The sequence below is a fragment of the Nesterenkonia sp. CL21 genome, from assembly GCF_031705515.1.
Classification (GTDB): domain Bacteria; phylum Actinomycetota; class Actinomycetes; order Actinomycetales; family Micrococcaceae; genus Nesterenkonia; species Nesterenkonia aethiopica.
On record NZ_JAUTWR010000012.1, the window covers coordinates 1 to 17083 of the forward strand.

Below are 17083 nucleotides of genomic sequence, written 5' to 3' on the forward strand. Positions count from 1 at the left end.
CCGGTTGGCTGGGGAGATCTTCCCGGCCGGGGTGGTCAATGTGGTCCTCGGTGATGGTTCGACCGGGCGGCTGCTCACGGAGCATCGGGCTGCGGCGATGGTCTCGTTGACCGGGTCGGTGCGGGCCGGGGAGGCGGTGGCCGCCTCGGCGGGGTTGAAGCGCACGCATCTGGAGCTGGGTGGGAAGGCTCCGGCGGTGGTCTTCGCGGATGCGGACCTGGCTGCGGTGGCGAAGGCTGTGGTGGAGTCAGGCACCTTCAATGCGGGGCAGGACTGTACGGCGGTGACTCGGGTGCTGGTCGAAGAGGCGGCTCATGATGAGTTGGTGGAGCATCTGGTGGCTGCGGCGGAAGCGACCCGCACGGGGAACGTGGATGATGGGCTCAATGATTATGGGCCGTTGAACAATGCGCGGCATTTCGCGGCGGTGCAGGCCAAGATCGAGGGGTTGCCGGGGCATGCGCGGATCCTCACTGGGGGTGGCCCGGTGGAGGGCAGTCCGGGGTTCTTCTTTGAGCCCACGATCATCACGGGGGTTGAGCAGTCGGATGCGATTGTGCAGGAGGAGGTCTTCGGGCCGGTGCTCACGGTGCAGTCGTTTGCCTCGGAGCAGGAGGCGTTGGAGCTGGCCAATGGGGTGGAGTATGCGTTGGCTTCGAGTGTGTGGACGGCTGATGGGGCGCGGGCGATGCGGTTCACGCGGGATTTGGACTTCGGGTGTGTGTGGGTCAATACGCATCTGTTGTTGGTCGCGGAGATGCCTCATGGGGGGTTCAAGGCTTCTGGGCATGGGAAGGATCTCTCCGGGTATGCGGTGGAGGAATACACCCGGGTCAAGCACGTCATGCACGCGATCGAGGTCTGAGCGGCCGCTCCTGAGCATCCGCCCGAGGGGCTCATGCCCGCGCCTCCCCAGAGGTCGCGCGACGCTCACTCGGTGGCCACGCGGCGGCGCAGTCCGTCGATCAGAGAGTCCAAGGTGAACAGGAAGGCGCGGTCCGCCGCGGCGCGGGCGTCCTCGTCCCGCGCCGCAGCGGCCCGGCCGAAGCGCGGGGCCAGGTCTGCCCGGCGCCCGGGGTCGAAGATGTCGGCCGGTGCCGAGGCGTCGTAGGCGGCGCCGAAGACGAGGGCCTCGACGCCGACGATCACGTCCACGGCGTCCGGCCCGGGGATGCCGGCGTCCTCCAGTGCGGCGGTGACACGTTCGTACATCACCAGCGTCTGGGGCGCGTCGGCCACCGGGAGGACAGCCATGATCGGGATCAGCTCGGTGTGCCGGATGTAGCAGTCCCGGTAGGAGATCGCCCACCGGCGCAGCGCCTGGTCCCAGGGCAGGGACTGGAAGCCGGTGGTGTCGATCTGTTCGTTGAGCCGATCCTGCAGGAGCAGCATCACATCTCGCTTGGAGGAGACGTGGTTGTACAGCGCCGAGGTGGAGACGCCGAGCTCGCGGGCGAGGGACGCCATCGTCAGGTCCCTGTAGCCACGGGTACTCACGATCCGGATCGCCGCGGTGGTGATGCCCTCGCGGGAGAGTACGGGGGAGGACGGTCGGCCGCGTCGTCGGGGTCGGGTCTGCTCCGGGCTCACGGTGGTCCTTCGGGTCGAGGTCAGCTGGCGCCCTCAGTGTAGGCGGCGCCTGGGTGAGAACCACGACGACGGCCCGCAGGGCGGGGGAAGTCATCGCAGGGCTTGACAAGGTGGGTGTCCATGCCCGTTAATGAATATAGTTCATTTAATTGTGAAGGAGAGCACAGTGACAGGGATCCGCTCCGTGGGAAGCATCGAGGCACTCGACCGTGACGTCGTCGTGGTGGGGGCCGGACCGGCCGGGCTGCGCGCCGCCCGCGCCCTGCAGCAGCAGGGCCGCAGCGTCGCCGTCCTGGAGGCTCGCGACCGCGTGGGAGGCCGCACCTGGTCGCAGGAGATCGACGGCGCCTTCCTGGAGGTCGGGGGCCAGTGGGTCTCGCCGGACCAGACCGAGCTGCTGGGTCTCCTCGACGAGCTTGGGCTGGAGACCTTCCAGCGCCACCGCGACGGGGCCAACGTCTACCTGGCCACCGACGGCACCCGCCACGAGTTCACCGGTGAGATGTTCCCCGTCGGGGAGCACACCGAGGCCGAGATGGAGCGCGTCATCGAGATCCTCGATCGGCTGGCCGCCGAGATCGGGGCCCAGGAGCCGTGGGCGCACCCGCAGGCCCGGGAGCTGGACTCGGTCACGTTCGCCGAGTGGCTGCGGCAGCAGACCGACGACGCCCCGGCCCGCGAGAACCTCGCGATCTTCCTGGCCGGCGGCATGCTGACCAAGCCGGACCACGCCTTCTCCGCGCTGCAGGCGGTGCTGATGGCCGCCTCCGCAGGCTCCTTCAGCCACCTGGTCGATGAGGACTTCATCCTGGACCGTCGCGTGGTCGGCGGCATGCAGAGCGTCTCCGAGACGATGGCCGCTCAGCTCGAGCCGGGCACCGTGCACCTGGAGACCCCGGTGCGCACCATCGCCTGGGAGGAGCCGCACGGGGTCACCGTGTGGTCGGACCGGGTCACCGTCCGCGCGCAGCAGGTGATCGTGGCCGTCCCGCCGAACCTGTACTCCCGCATCAGCTTCGAACCGGCTCTGCCGAGGCTGCAGCACCAGATGCATCAGCACCAGTCCATGGGCCTGGTCATCAAGGTCCACGCCGTCTATGACCGCCCCTTCTGGCGCGAGGCAGGCCTCTCCGGCACCGGTTTCGGGGCCGCGGAGATCTGCCAGGAGGTCTACGACAACACCAACCACGGGGACTCCCGCGGAACCCTCGTCGCCTTCGTCTCCGACGAGAAGGCCGACGAGATGTTCGCCCTCCCGGAGGAGGAGCGTCGTCGGCGGATCCTGGAGTCGCTCGCGCACTACCTGGGTGAGCAGGCGCTGAGCCCAGAGGTCTACTACGAGTCCGACTTCGGCTCGGAGGAGTGGACCCGCGGAGCCTACGCCGCCAGCTTCGACCTCGGCGGACTGAGCCGCTACGGCGCCCATCAGCGGGAGGCCGTCGGTCCGATCCACTGGGCCTGCTCGGACCTGGCCGCCGAGGGCTATCAGCACGTCGACGGCGCCCTGCGCCAGGGCCGCCGAGCCGCCGAGGACGTCCTGGCCGAGCTGCCGACGTCAGCCGCCACGGTGTGAGCGACGAGCCTGCGAGAGGAGACCCCCCGATGAGCCCCCACACAGACACCGGAACAGACACCGCAACCGGCACTGAGGCCGTCACCGTCACGGAGACGGAGACCCCGCCCGCGGTGACGGCCCCCGCCCTGCGACGCATCCTGGTCGGATACGGCGGTGACGAGCGCAGCCGCGATGCGGTGCGACTCGGCGTCGCCCTCGCCCGGGCCGCCGACGCACACCTGCACCTGCAGCTGATCCTGCGGCAGGACTCCGCCTTCACCCCGGCGTACCCGCCGGTGGGCGACGTCGGCGGGATCATCGCCGACCAGGCACGCGGCTGGCTCGCCGAGGCGCAGCAGATGATCCCCGACGACGTCGCGCACAGCAGCGCGATCAGCCCCGCCCCCTCGGTGGCCGAAGGTCTGATCGCCGCCGCCGAGGAGCACGGAGCCGACCTGCTGGTCACCGGCTCCGGAGTGGGCGCCCGTCGGCTCACCACCCATCCGGCGGTGGATGCTCTGCTGCACAGCTCACCGGTTCCGCTGGCGCTGGCGCCGGCCGGTCACTGCGGCGAGACACCGGTCGGCCACGTGCTGGCCGCCGTCTCCCCGGGCGGTGGCGTGCACCAGGTCGCCGACGACGCCGCCGCCTGGGCGGCCCAGCTCCAGGTGCCGGTGACCCAGGTGACCTTCCCCCAGGGCGGGGACCCCGCCCGCGCCGTCGCCGCGCACGACTGGCCCGAAGGCGGGCTGCTGATGATGGGCTCCTCCCGCCTGGCCGGCCGACGTCGGCTCTTCCTGGGTGACACGGCCGCCCGCATCCTCACGCAGCTGCCGATCCCGCTGATCGTCATGCCGCGACACGACACCCCTGACCACCGGAACGACCACCCGAACCCCGCGGATTCCGTCCGTTGAGGGAGGACACCACCATGACCCAGATCGGCAGCGGCGCCGCCACCGGCGCCCCCGGATCCGCACCCGCAGGGACGGACCACAGGAAAGGCCTGAGTGCCGGAGCGATCGGCACACTCGGCGCCGTCGTCATCGGCGTCTCCACGATCGCCCCGGCCTACACGCTCTCCGGCGCGGTCGGACCCACCGCCTCGGCCGTGGGTGAGCACCTGCCGGCGGTGCTGATCGTCGGGTTCATCCCGATGCTGCTGGTGGCCCTGGGCTACCGCCAGCTCAACCGGGCCATGCCCGACTCCGGCACCACCTTCACCTGGGCCTCCCGGGCCTTCGGCCCATGGATCGGGTGGATGGGCAGCTGGTGCCTGCTGGCCTCCACGATCCTGGTGCTGTCCAACCTGGCCGGCATCGCCGTGGACTTCTTCTACCTGGCGATCAGCCAGCTCACCGGCCTGGACTGGATCGCGGACCTGACACGCAACGTGCCGGTCAACATCCTCACCTGCCTGGCCTTCATGGCCGTGGCCGCCTACATCTCCTACCGCGGACTGGAGGCCACCAAGGCGTTCCAGTACCTGCTGGTGTCCTTCCAGATGGTCGTGCTGGTCTGGTTCTCCGTGGTGGCCTTCCGCCACGTGGGCAGCGGCACCGCCTTCGACGCGACCCACTTCAGCTGGGACTGGTTCAACCCGTTCGGTGTGGAGACCTTCTCCGCCTTCGCCGCCGGCATCGCCCTGTCGGTGTTCATCTACTGGGGCTGGGACGTCGTACTGACGATGAACGAGGAGTCCAAGGGCACCACCACCACGCCCGGCAAGGCGGCCGTGCTGACCATCCTGGTCGTCGTCGGGCTCTACACCCTGGTGACGCTGGCGACCCTGTCCTACGCGGGCGTCTCCACCGGGGACTTCGGCCTGGGCAACCCGGACATCCAGGAGAACGTCTTCGCCGCGCTGGCCGGCCCGGTGATGGGGCCCTTCGCGATCCTCATCTCCCTGGCGGTCCTGTCCTCCTCCGCCTCCTCGCTGCAGTCCACCATGATCTCCCCGGCGCGGACCATGCTCGCCATGGGCCACTACGGAGCGCTGAGCCCCAAGTACGCGAAGGTCAGCCCCAAGCACCAGACGCCGGCCTACGCGACGATCGTCTCGGTGGTCATCGCCGCGGTCTTCTACGCGGTGATGCGCGTGATCTCGGAGAACGTCCTGTGGGACACCATCACCACTCTGGGCATGATGGTCTGCTTCTACTACGGCGTCACGGCGCTGGCCTGCGTGTGGTACTTCCGTGCCGAGGCCACCGCCTCCGTGGGATCCTTCATCAACAAGCTGCTGGCCCCGCTGCTGGGCGGCATCCTGCTGCTGATCTTCTTCTTCCAGACCGCCTGGGACTCGATGGACCCGGCCTACGGCTCCGGCTCCGAGATCGGCGGCGTCGGCCTGGTGTTCATCCTGGGGGTGCTGATCTTCGTGCTCGGCGTGGCCGCGATGCTCTACCAGCACCGCCGCAACCCGGAGTTCTTCCGCCGTCGCTTCGAGACCACCGAGTACCCCACCGAGCACCCGACCGCCTGACCGCCCCGCGGAGGACCCTGAGGAGAGACATGGACACCCCCATCTCACAGCCGACGACGGCGCAGCCGGTCGGCGCCACGACGGAGACGACCGTGATGCCGCCCGAGTGGGCGCCGCATGAGCGCACCTGGATGGCCTTCCCCCCGGCCAACGAGACCTTCGGTCCGCACGGCTCGCAGTCGCTGGCACGCGCCCGGCGGGCCTGGTCCCAGGTGGCGCGTACCATCGCCGCCGTCGAACCGGTCACCGTGGTGGCCGACCCGGCGGACGAGCAGGCCGCCCGGGAAGCGCTCGGCGAGGTCGCCGAGATCGTCACCATCGCCCTCGACGACGCCTGGATGCGTGACATCGGGCTGACCTTCGTCCACACCGCCTCGGGCGCCGTCGCCGGAGTGGACTGGATCTTCAACGGCTGGGGCGACCAGCCCTGGGCCCCCCATGAGCGGGACGCCAAGGTCGGAGTGGAGATGGCCGGTCCCGCCGGCGTCGAACGGATCGGCAGCCCGCTGGTCAACGAAGGCGGGGCCTTCCACGTGGACGGCCGCGGCACCGTGCTGCTCACCGAGACCGTCCAGCAGGATCCGGGGCGGAACCCCGGGCTGAGCAGGGAGCAGATCGAGGCGGAGCTGCACGCGAAGCTGGGCACCCGCCACGCCGTCTGGTTCCCCCGTGGTCTCACCCGGGACTACGAGGAGTTCGGCACCCGCGGTCATGTGGACATGTTCGCCTGCTTCACCCCGTCCGGCAGCGTGCTGCTGCACCGGCAGGACGACCCCCGGCACCCGGACCACGAGGTCACCCGCCGGCTGCGCGAGGTCCTGGAGGCGGCGCGCGACGCGGAGGGGGACCCGTTCGAGATCATCGACGTCCCGGCCCCGCGCACCATCGTGGACGCCGACGAAGAGTTTGTGGACTGGACCTACATCAACCACTACGTGGCCGACGGCCTGGTGGTGCTGTGCGGCTACGACGACCCCCACGACGCGCAGGCCGCCGAGATCCTGGCCCGGGCCTACCCGGACCACCGGATCCAGCTGGTGGACGCCCGGGACATCCTCTGCTTCGGGGGCGGCATCCACTGCATCACCCAGCAGCAGCCGCGGCCGCGCCTCCGCCCGGAAGCACCCGGCCGGGAGCAGGCGACCCCTCACGCGTGAAAGGAACAGATCAGCGATGACGGCAGCATTCGACGTCGTGGAGGCCACGATCCCGCAGATGCGCGCGGCTCTGGAGCGCGGCGAGACCACCAGTGAGGAGCTGGTGGGCGCCCACCTGGCGCGCATCGAGGCCTACGACCAACAGGGGCCGCGGCTCAACGCCGTGGTGGTGCGCAACGAGCAGGCCCTCGCCGAGGCCCGCGCCTCGGACGCCCGCCGTGCCCGCGGCGAGCTCCTGGGTCCGCTCGACGGCCTCCCCTACACCGCCAAGGAGAGCTACCAGGCCGCCGGGCTGACCGTCTCGGCCGGCTCGCCGGCCTTCGCCGAGCTCGTCGCCCAGCGGGACTCCTTCACCGTGGAGCGGCTGCGAGCCTCAGGGGCGGTCCTGCTGGGCCTGACCACCATGCCTCCGATGGCCAACGGCGGCATGCAGCGAGGTCTGCGCGGCCGGGCCGAGAGCCCGTACAGCGCCGAGCACCTCACCTCCGCCTTCGCCTCCGGCTCCTCCAACGGATCCGGCACGGCGACGGCGGCCAGCTTCGCGGCCTTCGGCCTGGCGGAGGAGACCTGGTCCTCCGGGCGCGCGCCGGCGTCGAACAACGCCCTGTGCGCCTACACCCCGTCCTGGGGGATGATCTCGATCCGGGGGAACTGGCCGCTGGTGCCCACCATGGACGTGGTGGTGCCGCACACCCGCAGCATGGAGGACATGCTGGAGGTGCTCGACGTCATCATGGTCGACGACGCCGAGACCCGGGGCGACTTCTGGCGGGTGCAGCCGTGGGTGGAGATCCCGAAGACCTCTGCTGTGCGTCCGGAGAGCTTCACAGACCTGTGTCCGGCCGATCCCGCGGAGGCCGCGCGGCTGCTCGCGGGGCTGCGGATCGGGGCGCCCGCCCTGTACTTGGGCCTGGACGCCTCGGCCGGGACCGCTGAGCCGTCCCCCGAAGGGGTCACGGGCATCGGCGGCTCCACCGGGCGGCCGATCACCCCGCGGCCCAGTGTGCTCGACCTCTGGGAGCAGGCGCGCGCGGACATGGAGCGCCACGGGGCCGACGTACGCATCACGGACCTGCCGGTGGTCACCAACTACGAGGGAGACCGCCCAGGGGCCCCGACGATCCGCACCCGAGGGCTGGTCAGCTCCGAGTATCTGGACCGAGAGATCCTCGACCTCTCCGCCTGGGGGTGGGAGGACTTCCTGAACGCCAACGGGGACCCCGGGCTGTCCAGCCTCGCGGCGGTGGACGGGACGCAGATCTTCCCGCACCCGGAGGGCGCCCTGGAGGACCGGTACCACGGCTTCGACGACGACATCGCCGCCTACCCGCAGTTCATCCGGGACAACCCCGAGCTGTCGATGCATCAGATCCCGCACCTTCAGGAGGGCCTGCGCGGTCTGGTGCGCACCCGGGAGGTCGATCTGGAGGCCTGGATGGACCGGCTGGGCCTGGACGTCATCGCTTTCCCCGCGGTGGCCGACGTCGGACCTGCGGATGCGGACGTCAACCCAGACTCGGCGGAGCTCGCGTGGCGCAACGGCGTCTGGGTGGCCAACGGGAACCTGGTCTGGCGGCACCTGGGGGTGCCGACCGTCACCGTGCCGATGGGCACCATGGCCGACACCGGGATGCCGGTGGGGCTGACCTTCGCCGGGCGCGCCCACGACGACGTCAGGCTGCTGCAGATCGCCGCGGCCTTCGAGGCCACCGGGCGCCGCCGCACCGAGCCGCCGCGGACGCCGCGGCTGGATGCTTCGTAGGATGGAGGCGCGGCGGGTCAGCGGGAGCCGGCCCGCCGCGAGTCGGGGCTGACCTGCTCCGGCCCGCCAGACGCCCCGTCCTTGCGAGGAGAGACATGACCGAGCTTCCTGAGACCACCGTCGGCGCCGAGGAGACCCGGCGCACCACCTGGATGCGCCGCTACAGGCTGGACCCGGAGCTGGCGCAGGAGTTCGTCGCGTTCCTGCGCGACGAGGTCTTCCCCGCCCGGGAGGAGCGCGGCTTCACCGTCGAGTCGGTGTGGCTCGCCGCGGACAGCACCGAGCTGACCTGGTATGTCAGCCGCTTCGGCACTGCCGAGGAGTTCGCGGCCGCCGAGAAGGAGTGGGAGGAGTCCGAGGAACGGGCTCGGATCTTCTCCGGCCGGCCGAAGTACGTGCTCGACAAGGACCTCACCCAGGTCACGCGCCTGCGCTGACCGGGCCCCTCACGAGGCGGCCGCCGGGGCCCGTCGCGCCCGGCGGGCCGCCAGCACTGCGGCGAGCACGGCGCTGAGCATGCATGCGGCGATCGCCAGGGAGGCCACCAGCACGGCGGCATGGTGGTCCACGGCTGCCGCGATGCTGAAGTAGACCCCGGTGACCAGAGCGATGCCGACCGCCGTGAACAGCCTCTGGGAGGTCTGCGCGACGCCGCCGGCCGCGCCTGCCATGCGCGCCGGCACATCCTGCATGGACAGGGTCTGCGCGCTGGGGATGATCAGCGCCTGGGAGAGCCCGTTGAGCGCCAGGGCGGCTCCCACCAGCCACAGGGACCCGGAGCCGGCGCCCATCAATGCGGTGGCCCCGGCCAGGGCGAGCATGGAGAGCACGGCGATCACCGTGCCGACCACCAGCATCCGAGGGCCCGAGGTCTCCACGCGGCGCCCCACCGCGGTGGAGAGCAGCATGACCATCACCGCCGAGGGCAGGGTCACGACGCCGGCCACCAGCGCCCCATGGCCCAGCCCCTGCTGCACATAGACCGCGACGACCGCCCACACAGCCGGCATTCCGAGGAAGTACAGGGACAGCACCAGGGTGTTGAGGGTGTAGCTGGGACGGGTGAACAGGGCCAGGTTCACCATGGGCGCCTCGGCGTCGAGCCGTCCCAGGCGGCGCTCCCAGAACGCCCAGACGGTCATCAGCGCCAGACCAGCGGCGCCGAGGAACGCTCCGGTTCCGGAGCGGAACTGGATGAACGGCAGCATGACCAGCACCACGGCCGCGGAGAGCAGCGCCACGCCCAGCGGATCCAGCGCGGCCAGGCCTCGGCGGCCGCCGCTGCCGGTGCGGGTGCCGGTGCTGCTGGAGGTGCCGGTGACGGCCCCTCCACGGGTGCGCGGGAGCCACAGGAAGGCGAGCACGAAGGCCAGCAGGGTCAGCGGCACATTGATCAGGAACGTCGTCCGCCAGCCCAGGTCGTCACCGACGACGTCGATGATCAGCCCGCCGATCGCCGGTCCGGCCGCCACGGCCACGCCGATGACGGTGCTCATCAGCCCGTAGGCCCGGCCGCGGGCCGACCCACGGAACAGCTGCTGGATCATGCCGATGATCTGTGGGGTCAGCAGCCCCGCCCCGACTCCCATGAGCACGCGGGCGATGTTGAGCACCATCGGGGTGGGCGCCAGGGCGGACATCAGGGAGGCCAGCCCGAACACCGCCACGCCCAGCAGGAAGAAGCGGCGGCGGCCCCACAGGTCGCCGGCCCGGCCCGCAGGAACCAGCACCACCCCGAAGGCCAGGGCGTAGCCGGACAGGACCCACTGCAGATCCGAGGACCCGGCGCCCAGCCCTGATTCGATCGCCGGCAGCGCCACGTTGACGATGCTGATGCTCATCAGCGCGGCGAACAGCGGAGTCAGCAGCGCCACCATCACCCGGCGGGCCGGGGGATCAGGCGGCGCGCCGTCCGGGGCGGCTGAGCCGGCGTCGTCGGGTGTGGGGGAGGCTGAGGTCACACTCTGCCCAACCGTGCTGACCCGGGAGATCTTCCCCCGGGTGTGACCCCGGGCCTACACTCACCGGCACAGCCGTCGCCGGTGAAGAAACAGGGGTGAGGGAGATGCTGAGAGCCACGTTGATCCTGGAGGTCCCACGCGGGCTGCTGATCAAACAGGAGGAGCACCACGACAACGACGTCGAGGGCTACACCGGGCAGCACCTGATCCGCGGGGAGGAGGGGTTCACCTTCACAGTGGACCAGTACACCTACTCGCAGCATGAGGAGCACGTCGACATCAGGCTCTCTGAGCCGGTGGACGACGAGGGTCTCCACCGCGATCCCATGCAGGCGCTCCCGAGGCACGGCTGGGAGCACCATCTGACCTGGCCGACCCGCTGACGCGATTCGCCGTCCCACCCCGGTCTCGGAGATAATCGGGACCATGAGTTCGCAGCCTCCTCTCGAATCCGGGTCCACGGGCCGTCGTGCCGACGACGCCCTCCGCAGCTTCGGGCGCCGATCCTCCGGCATCACCTTCGCCGTGATGATCACGGTGCTGCTGGTGGCGCTGGTGTTCGCCGCCAACCAGAACGACGTGATCGGGTGGATCATCGTCGCCATCTCCACCGGCTGGCTGATCCTCGCCGCGATCCTGGTGACCTCGGTGCGCCGAGGGGCGCAGAAGATGAGCCAGACGCTCGACTCGGCGCGGGCCGACGCCGCCGCGCGCCACAGCCAGGACGCAGGCGGAACCGCCGTCGTGGACGAGGACGCCCACACCCGCAATATGAAGCTGGACCACTCCTTCAAGATCGTGCAGGTCCAGCGCAGGGTCATCGGACAGGAGCTCGCCAAGGGCGAGGAGGCCGACCTGGAGATGGTCGAGCGTGCCCTGGACACCATCGAGATGACCGCGACCAACGGTCGTGACATGCTCGCCGAGCACGTCGGCCGCGGCGGTGAGGAGCAGCGCCGCGGGCGGGAGCAGCGTGACGACCGCCCGCGCGATGACGATCGGCCCATCAGCGGCGAAGTCGTCGACTGAGCCGCACCGGCCGGAGCCGGCGTCGCGGGCCGCGGCGCCGGTGCACACCAGACTGAGCTGACAGACGAGAGGATCCTCCGTGCCTGACGAGACCACCCCCTTCGGCGAGTTCCCGCATCGCGTCGTCGACCCCAAGCCCGAGGGCCTGACCCGCGTGGCGTCGGTGAACGTCAACGGCATCCGCGCCGCCCACCGCAAGGGGATGGGGGAGTGGCTGGCCTCCCGCGACGTCGACATCCTCGCCCTGCAGGAGGTCCGTGCCGACGAGTCCATCGTCACCAAGCTCATCGGAGAGATGACCGAGCCCACAGGCGTGGCATGGCACATCCACGAGGAGGAGGCCGCACAGAAGGGGCGGGCCGGCGTCGCCATCGTCTCCCGCACCGAGCCCACCGAGGTCCGCAGCGGTATCGGCGACGGCCACCCGGAGGACCAGGGCCGGTGGGTGGAGGCGGACTTCACCCTCGGAGACGGCAGCACGCTGACCGTGGTCAGCGTCTACGTGCATTCGGGCGAGGTCGGCTCCGTGAAGCAGGAGCACAAGATGCGGTTCCTGGAGTACATGCGTCACCACCTGCCGCAACTCGCCCGCACCAAGGACCACGTGCTGGTGGTCGGGGACCTCAACGTCGGGCACACCGAGCTCGACATCAAGAACTGGAAGGGCAACGTGAAGAACTCGGGCTTCCTGCCGGAGGAACGGGCGTACTTCGACGGCTACTTCGGCGACGAGGGCGGATACGTCGACGTCGCCCGCACCCTGGCCGGTCCCGTGGAAGGGCCCTACACCTGGTGGTCCTACCGCGGGAAGGCCTTCGACAACGACACCGGCTGGCGCATCGACTACCAGATGGCGACCCCCGCACTCGCGGAGACGGCCGAGAAGTCCGCCGTGGACCGGGCGCTGGACTATTCGCTGCGCTGGTCCGACCATGCGCCCCTCGTGGTGGACTACCGCCTCCCGTAGGCTGAGCGGGCCACCCCACTGATCACGAGAACTCGATGAGGAGCATGCGATGGTCACTGCCTTCGTGATGATCAAGACCGACCCCCAGGGCATCCCGGAGGCCGGCCAGCAGATCGCCGACATCGACGGCGTCCAGGCCGTCTATTCGGTCACCGGACCCTGGGACCTGGTCGCGATGGTCAAGGGCCCCAGCTTCGACGAGCTCGCCGAACTGATCCCGGACCGCATCTCCAAGGTCTCCGGGATCCGGGACACCGAGACCCTGCTGGCGTTCCGCACCTACTCCGACCAGGACCTCGAGGCCGGATTCGCCCTCGGGCTGGACGACTGAGTCCCGGTCCGGGGCAGAGAGGCGCCATGACAGAGTCGTCGACGGCCCGACCCAGCGAGACGGCCGAGCACAACGAACGTGAGCTTGAGGCCGGGATCCACACCGACCTGCGGGACCGCATGACCTACGGGTCCTATCTGGGGCTGGAGCGGCTGCTCTCCGCCCAGCATCCGGTCAGCGAGCCCGAGCACCATGACGAGCTGCTGTTCATCATCCAGCACCAGACCACCGAGCTGTGGCTGAAGCTGGTCATCCATGAGCTGCGCGCCGCCCGGGACCTGATCGCGGCAGATCAGCTGCAGCCCGCGCTGAAGTGCATCGCCCGGGTCAAGCACATCCAGCGGACGCTGACCGAGCAGTGGTCGGTGCTGGCCACACTCACTCCCAGCGAGTACGCGGAGTTCCGCGACTTCCTGGGCAGCTCCTCGGGATTTCAGTCCTGGCAGTACCGGGCCGTGGAGTTCCTGCTCGGCAACAAGAACGCCGGCATGCTGAAGGTCTTCGACGCCGAGCCCGAGGCACAGCGTCAGCTGGCCGACCTGTTGGAGCAGCCCAGCATCTATGACGAGTTCATCCGCCATCTGGCCCGCCTGGGGCACCCGGTGCCCCAGGAGCTGCTGGACCGGGACGTCTCACGGGCCCACACCGCCCACGACGGCCTCACGGAGCTCTTCCGCGGCATCTACGAGGATCGCGAGCAGCACTGGCTGATCTATGAGAGCTGCGAGGAGCTGGTGGACCTGGAGGAGAACTTCCAGACCTGGCGGTTCCGCCACCTGCGCACCGTGATGCGGATCATCGGCGGAAAACCCGGCACCGGCGGCTCCAGCGGGGTCGCGTTCCTGCAGAAGGCACTGGAGCTGACCTTCTTCCCTGAGCTGTTCGCCGTCCGCTCCGAGATCGGACGCTGAGGTCACCGAGGAGATGCCCATGGACCCCCAGCAGCCTGCCCAGCACCACGCCCGGCAGCACGCACCAGCCGCAGCGCCGGCCGCCGTCGACCGCGCCGCCGTCGACCGTGCCCTCGTCGACCGTGCCGCCGCGCTCGACGCCGCCGATCCGTTGGCCCACCTCCGGGACGAGTTCGTCCTGGACGAGCAGGTCCGCTCCTACCTGGACGGCAACTCCCTCGGGCGGCCCACCAGGACGGCGGCCGAGCGACTGGGCCGCTTCGCCGTCGAGGAATGGGGCGCTCGGCTGATCCGCGCCTGGGACGAGTCCTGGATGGAGCTGCCGCTGCGCCTCGGGGACCGGATCGCCCGGCTCACCCTGGGAGCCGCCGAGGGGCAGACCTTCGTCGGGGACTCCACCACCGTCATCCTGTACAAGCTGCTGCGCGCCGCCGTCGAAGCCCAGGCCGCGGCCGGCCGCCATGAGATCATCCTGGACACCGGTAACTTCCCCACCGACCGGTATCTGCTGGAGGGCATCGCGGCCGAACGCGGCATGACGCTGCGCTGGATCGACACCGACCCGGTGGAGGGCGTGGCCCTGGCAGACGTCGAGGCGCTGCTGGGGGAGCGGACCGCCGTCGTCGTGCTCAGCCACGTGGAGTACCGCTCCGGGCATCTGGCGGATCTTCCGGGCATCACCGCCGCGGCGCACCGGCACGGCGCGGTGGTGCTGTGGGACCTGTGCCATTCGGTCGGGTCGGTGCCGATCACCTTGGACGCCCATGAGGTGGACCTGGCGGTGGGCTGCACCTATAAGTACCTCAACGGCGGCCCGGGCTCCCCGGCCTTCGGCTATGTGGCTCGCCGTCACCTGGGCCGCCTGCGGCAGCCGGTCCAGGGCTGGATGGGCGCGGCAGACCCGTTCGCCATGGGGCCGGAGTATGCCCCGCACCCGGGCATCCGGGGGTTCATCAGCGGCACCCCGCCGGTGACCGGCATGCTCGCCATGGAGGGGATGCTGGACCTCATCGAGCAGGCCGGGATGGAGGCGGTGCGGGAGAAGTCGGTGGCGCTGACGGGCTTCGCCGAGGAGCTGGTGGACGAGCTGCTGACACCGCTGGGCGTGCGTCTCTCCTCCCCACGGGATCCGCACCGGCGCGGGTCCCACGTCACCGTGGACCACGAGGACTTCGCCGCCGTGCTGCCGCGGCTCTGGTCCCAGGGCGTGATCCCCGACTTCCGGCCTCCGCACGGGCTCCGGCTGGGCCTGTCCCCGCTGTCCACCAGCTTCGCGGAGGTGGAGGTCGGCATCCGCGCCATCCGGGACAGCCTGGTGGAGGTTCGCGACGGCGCAGGGTCGGCATGAGCCGCGCCGGCACGCGCAGGGTCGGCGCGGGACATGACGGTACGACGCCGGCGCAGCGGGAGTCCGCCCAGCTGGCCTCCCTGCTGGCCCGCGGGACCGCCGCCGGGACGCGCCACACCTACGGGGACCGGCCCGATCAGCACCTGGAGCTCTACGGCGACCCGGCCACCGCCGAGCAGGGGATCATCCTGATCCACGGCGGGTACTTCCGTCAGCGCGTCGACCTCACCCACGCGCGCCCTCTGGCCGCCGAGCTCGCCGGGGGAGACGCGTCCGGGCGAGGGGGCGCCGTCGTGGCCCTGCTGGAGTACCGGCGGGCCGGCGGAGACGGCGGGCATCCGCGCACGCTGGAGGACGTCAGCACTGCGGTGGCGCACTGTGTCCGGCTGTGGCAGGAGCTCGGGATGCGTCCCGAGGGGGCCGCCGCCCCGCTGATCGCCGGGCATTCGGCCGGAGGCTGTCTGGCCCTGGCCTGGGCCACCCACCACGGGGCGGACCTGCCGCAGGCCCGGGTCCGGGCGCTGGCGCCCATCACCGACCTCATCCGTGAGGCGCGCGGTGGGCTCGCCGAGGGCGCGGTGCTCGACTACATGGGTGCGCTCCCGGACGAGGCACCGGAGGCGTACCGCTGGGAGGATCCGCGCTCGCGGGCCGCGCTGCTGCCGGACGGATTCGACGCGCGGATCATCCATGGCACCGATGACGCCACCGTGGACATCGGATTCTCCCGAGACATGCCGCTGCCGCGCACCGAGCTCGACGGCGCCTGCCACTTCGACGTCATCGACCCGGCGTCGCCGTACTTCGCCGGCGTGCGGGACTGGCTGGCGGGCTGAGGCGCGGTCCGCCCTCGCGGCACCCGACGCGCTGGTAATCTGACGGAGGCAGCGACACACCACGCCAGGGACTCCTGGCACGATCGATGAGGGAGAACATGGCCGAGCAGAGTGCGCAGCTGGTGGGCATCTCCGACGAGCACCGGGTGCTCTCCGGGATGCAGCCCTCCGGAGACTCCCTGCACCTGGGGAACTACGTGGGCGCACTGGTCAACTGGGTGACGATGCAGGAAGACTATGACGCCTTCTTCTTCATCCCGGATCTGCACGGCATCACCGTCCCCCACGACCCGGCGGAGCTGCGGCATCGCACCCGAATGACCGCCGCCCAGTTCCTGGCAGGCGGGATCGACGTCGAGCGCTCCACCCTGTTCGTGCAGTCCCATATGCCGGAGCATGCCCAGCTGGCGTGGGTGCTGACCTGCCTCACCGGTATGGGCGAAGCCTCCCGGATGACCCAGTTCAAGGACAAGTCCGCCAAACAGGGCGCGGACTCCGCCGGAGTGGGTCTGCTGACCTACCCGATGCTCATGGCCGCCGATATCCTGCTCTACCAGCCCGACGGCGTGCCGGTGGGCGATGACCAGAAGCAGCACGTGGAGCTGGCCCGGAACCTGGCCCAGCGGTTCAACCACCGGTTCGGAGAGACCTTCCGGGTCCCGGAGCCCTTCATCCCTCAGGTCGGAGCCCGCATCTATGATCTGCAGGACCCCACCACCAAGATGAGCAAGTCCGCCTCCTCACCGAACGGGCTGCTCAACATCATGGACACGGATAAGAAGATCGCCAAGAAGATCAAGTCCGCGGTCACCGACGACGGCACCGAGATCCGCTTCGACCGGGAGTCCAAGCCGGGGGTGTCGAACCTGCTCAGCATCTATTCGGCGGTCTCCGGAAAGAGCATCGACGAGCTGGTCGAGGAGTACCAGGGGAAGATGTACGGGCACCTCAAGGTGGACCTGGCCGACGCCGTGGTGGCCACGCTGGGACCCATCCGCGACCGTACCCTGGAGCTGCTGGAGGACCCCGCGGAGCTCGACGCGCTGCTCGCCCGCGGTGCGGAGAAGGCACGCGGCATCGCCGGACCGCTGCTGGCCGACGTCTATGAGAAGGTCGGCTTCCTGCCCGCTGCGGGCTCCTGAGGCGGGCGG

The 17083-nt window shown here is 70.3% G+C and carries 17 protein-coding genes; 15 read left to right on the top strand and 2 right to left on the bottom strand.

Annotation, left to right across the window (positions count from 1 at the left end; genetic code table 11):
- A partial coding sequence (locus tag Q7C18_RS14590) for an aldehyde dehydrogenase family protein (RefSeq protein WP_311025990.1) occupies window positions 1-865 on the top strand: 865 nt, incomplete at its 5' end.
- A 65-nt stretch (window positions 866-930) separates the two neighbouring features.
- Here Q7C18_RS14590 and Q7C18_RS14595 read toward each other — a convergent pair.
- Window positions 931-1590 carry a TetR/AcrR family transcriptional regulator gene (locus Q7C18_RS14595; RefSeq protein ID WP_311025991.1) on the bottom strand — a complete coding sequence of 220 codons (660 nt, stop codon included), beginning with the start codon at window positions 1588-1590 and terminating at the stop codon, window positions 931-933.
- A 166-nt stretch (window positions 1591-1756) separates the two neighbouring features.
- Here Q7C18_RS14595 and Q7C18_RS14600 point away from each other — a divergent pair, with 166 nt between their 5' ends.
- The 6 genes from Q7C18_RS14600 to Q7C18_RS14625 all read left to right on the top strand — a co-directional run bounded on the left by Q7C18_RS14600 (window position 1757) and on the right by Q7C18_RS14625 (window position 8986).
- Entirely contained in the window at window positions 1757-3163 is a 1407-nt protein-coding gene (locus tag Q7C18_RS14600; RefSeq protein WP_311025992.1) for an NAD(P)/FAD-dependent oxidoreductase, read from the top strand.
- A 29-nt stretch (window positions 3164-3192) separates the two neighbouring features.
- The gene (locus tag Q7C18_RS14605; protein ID WP_311025993.1) at window positions 3193-4062 is read left to right on the top strand and encodes a universal stress protein; all 870 of its coding nucleotides are present in this window, start codon (window positions 3193-3195) and stop codon (window positions 4060-4062) included.
- Window positions 4063-4076: 14 nt separating this feature from the next.
- Entirely contained in the window at window positions 4077-5630 is a 1554-nt protein-coding gene (locus tag Q7C18_RS14610; RefSeq protein WP_311025994.1) for an APC family permease, read from the top strand.
- A 29-nt stretch (window positions 5631-5659) separates the two neighbouring features.
- Window positions 5660-6787 carry an agmatine deiminase family protein gene (locus Q7C18_RS14615; protein ID WP_311025995.1) on the top strand — a complete coding sequence of 376 codons (1128 nt, stop codon included), beginning with the start codon at window positions 5660-5662 and terminating at the stop codon, window positions 6785-6787.
- A 16-nt stretch (window positions 6788-6803) separates the two neighbouring features.
- Window positions 6804-8549: an amidase gene (locus Q7C18_RS14620; protein ID WP_311025996.1), complete on the top strand. Its 1746-nt coding sequence runs from the start codon at window positions 6804-6806 to the stop codon at window positions 8547-8549.
- 95 nt (window positions 8550-8644) lie between these two features.
- A complete protein-coding gene (locus tag Q7C18_RS14625) occupies window positions 8645-8986 on the top strand; it encodes a hypothetical protein (RefSeq protein ID WP_070158746.1) in 342 nt (113 codons plus the stop codon).
- A gap of 9 nt (window positions 8987-8995) precedes the next feature.
- Here Q7C18_RS14625 and Q7C18_RS14630 read toward each other — a convergent pair whose 3' ends face one another.
- Window positions 8996-10510: an MFS transporter gene (locus Q7C18_RS14630; RefSeq protein WP_311025997.1), complete on the bottom strand. Its 1515-nt coding sequence runs from the start codon at window positions 10508-10510 to the stop codon at window positions 8996-8998.
- 104 nt (window positions 10511-10614) lie between these two features.
- On the opposite strand from Q7C18_RS14630, the gene Q7C18_RS14635 reads away from it, so the two are divergent.
- The 8 genes from Q7C18_RS14635 (at window position 10615) to trpS (ending at window position 17074) form a co-directional block, all read left to right on the top strand.
- On the top strand, window positions 10615-10893 hold the full coding sequence (locus Q7C18_RS14635) for a hypothetical protein (protein WP_311025998.1): 279 nt from the start codon (window positions 10615-10617) through the stop codon (window positions 10891-10893).
- 43 nt (window positions 10894-10936) lie between these two features.
- Window positions 10937-11539, top strand: a complete 603-nt coding sequence (locus Q7C18_RS14640) for a hypothetical protein (protein WP_311025999.1) — start codon at window positions 10937-10939, stop codon at window positions 11537-11539.
- Between the two features lie 202 nt (window positions 11540-11741).
- The gene (locus Q7C18_RS14645) at window positions 11742-12506 is read left to right on the top strand and encodes an exodeoxyribonuclease III (RefSeq protein WP_396954381.1); all 765 of its coding nucleotides are present in this window, start codon (window positions 11742-11744) and stop codon (window positions 12504-12506) included.
- Between the two features lie 49 nt (window positions 12507-12555).
- Entirely contained in the window at window positions 12556-12837 is a 282-nt protein-coding gene (locus Q7C18_RS14650) for an Lrp/AsnC family transcriptional regulator (RefSeq protein WP_070161514.1), read from the top strand.
- A gap of 26 nt (window positions 12838-12863) precedes the next feature.
- On the top strand, window positions 12864-13748 hold the full coding sequence (locus Q7C18_RS14655; RefSeq protein ID WP_311026000.1) for a tryptophan 2,3-dioxygenase family protein: 885 nt from the start codon (window positions 12864-12866) through the stop codon (window positions 13746-13748).
- Between the two features lie 19 nt (window positions 13749-13767).
- A complete protein-coding gene (gene kynU / locus Q7C18_RS14660; protein ID WP_311026001.1) occupies window positions 13768-15096 on the top strand; it encodes a kynureninase in 1329 nt (442 codons plus the stop codon).
- A complete protein-coding gene (locus Q7C18_RS14665; RefSeq protein WP_311026002.1) occupies window positions 15093-15932 on the top strand; it encodes an alpha/beta fold hydrolase in 840 nt (279 codons plus the stop codon). The genes kynU and Q7C18_RS14665 overlap by 4 nt, the downstream gene beginning before the upstream one ends.
- 98 nt (window positions 15933-16030) lie before the next feature.
- Window positions 16031-17074: a tryptophan--tRNA ligase gene (trpS, locus tag Q7C18_RS14670; RefSeq protein WP_311026003.1), complete on the top strand. Its 1044-nt coding sequence runs from the start codon at window positions 16031-16033 to the stop codon at window positions 17072-17074.
- Window positions 17075-17083: the final 9 nt, after the last annotated feature.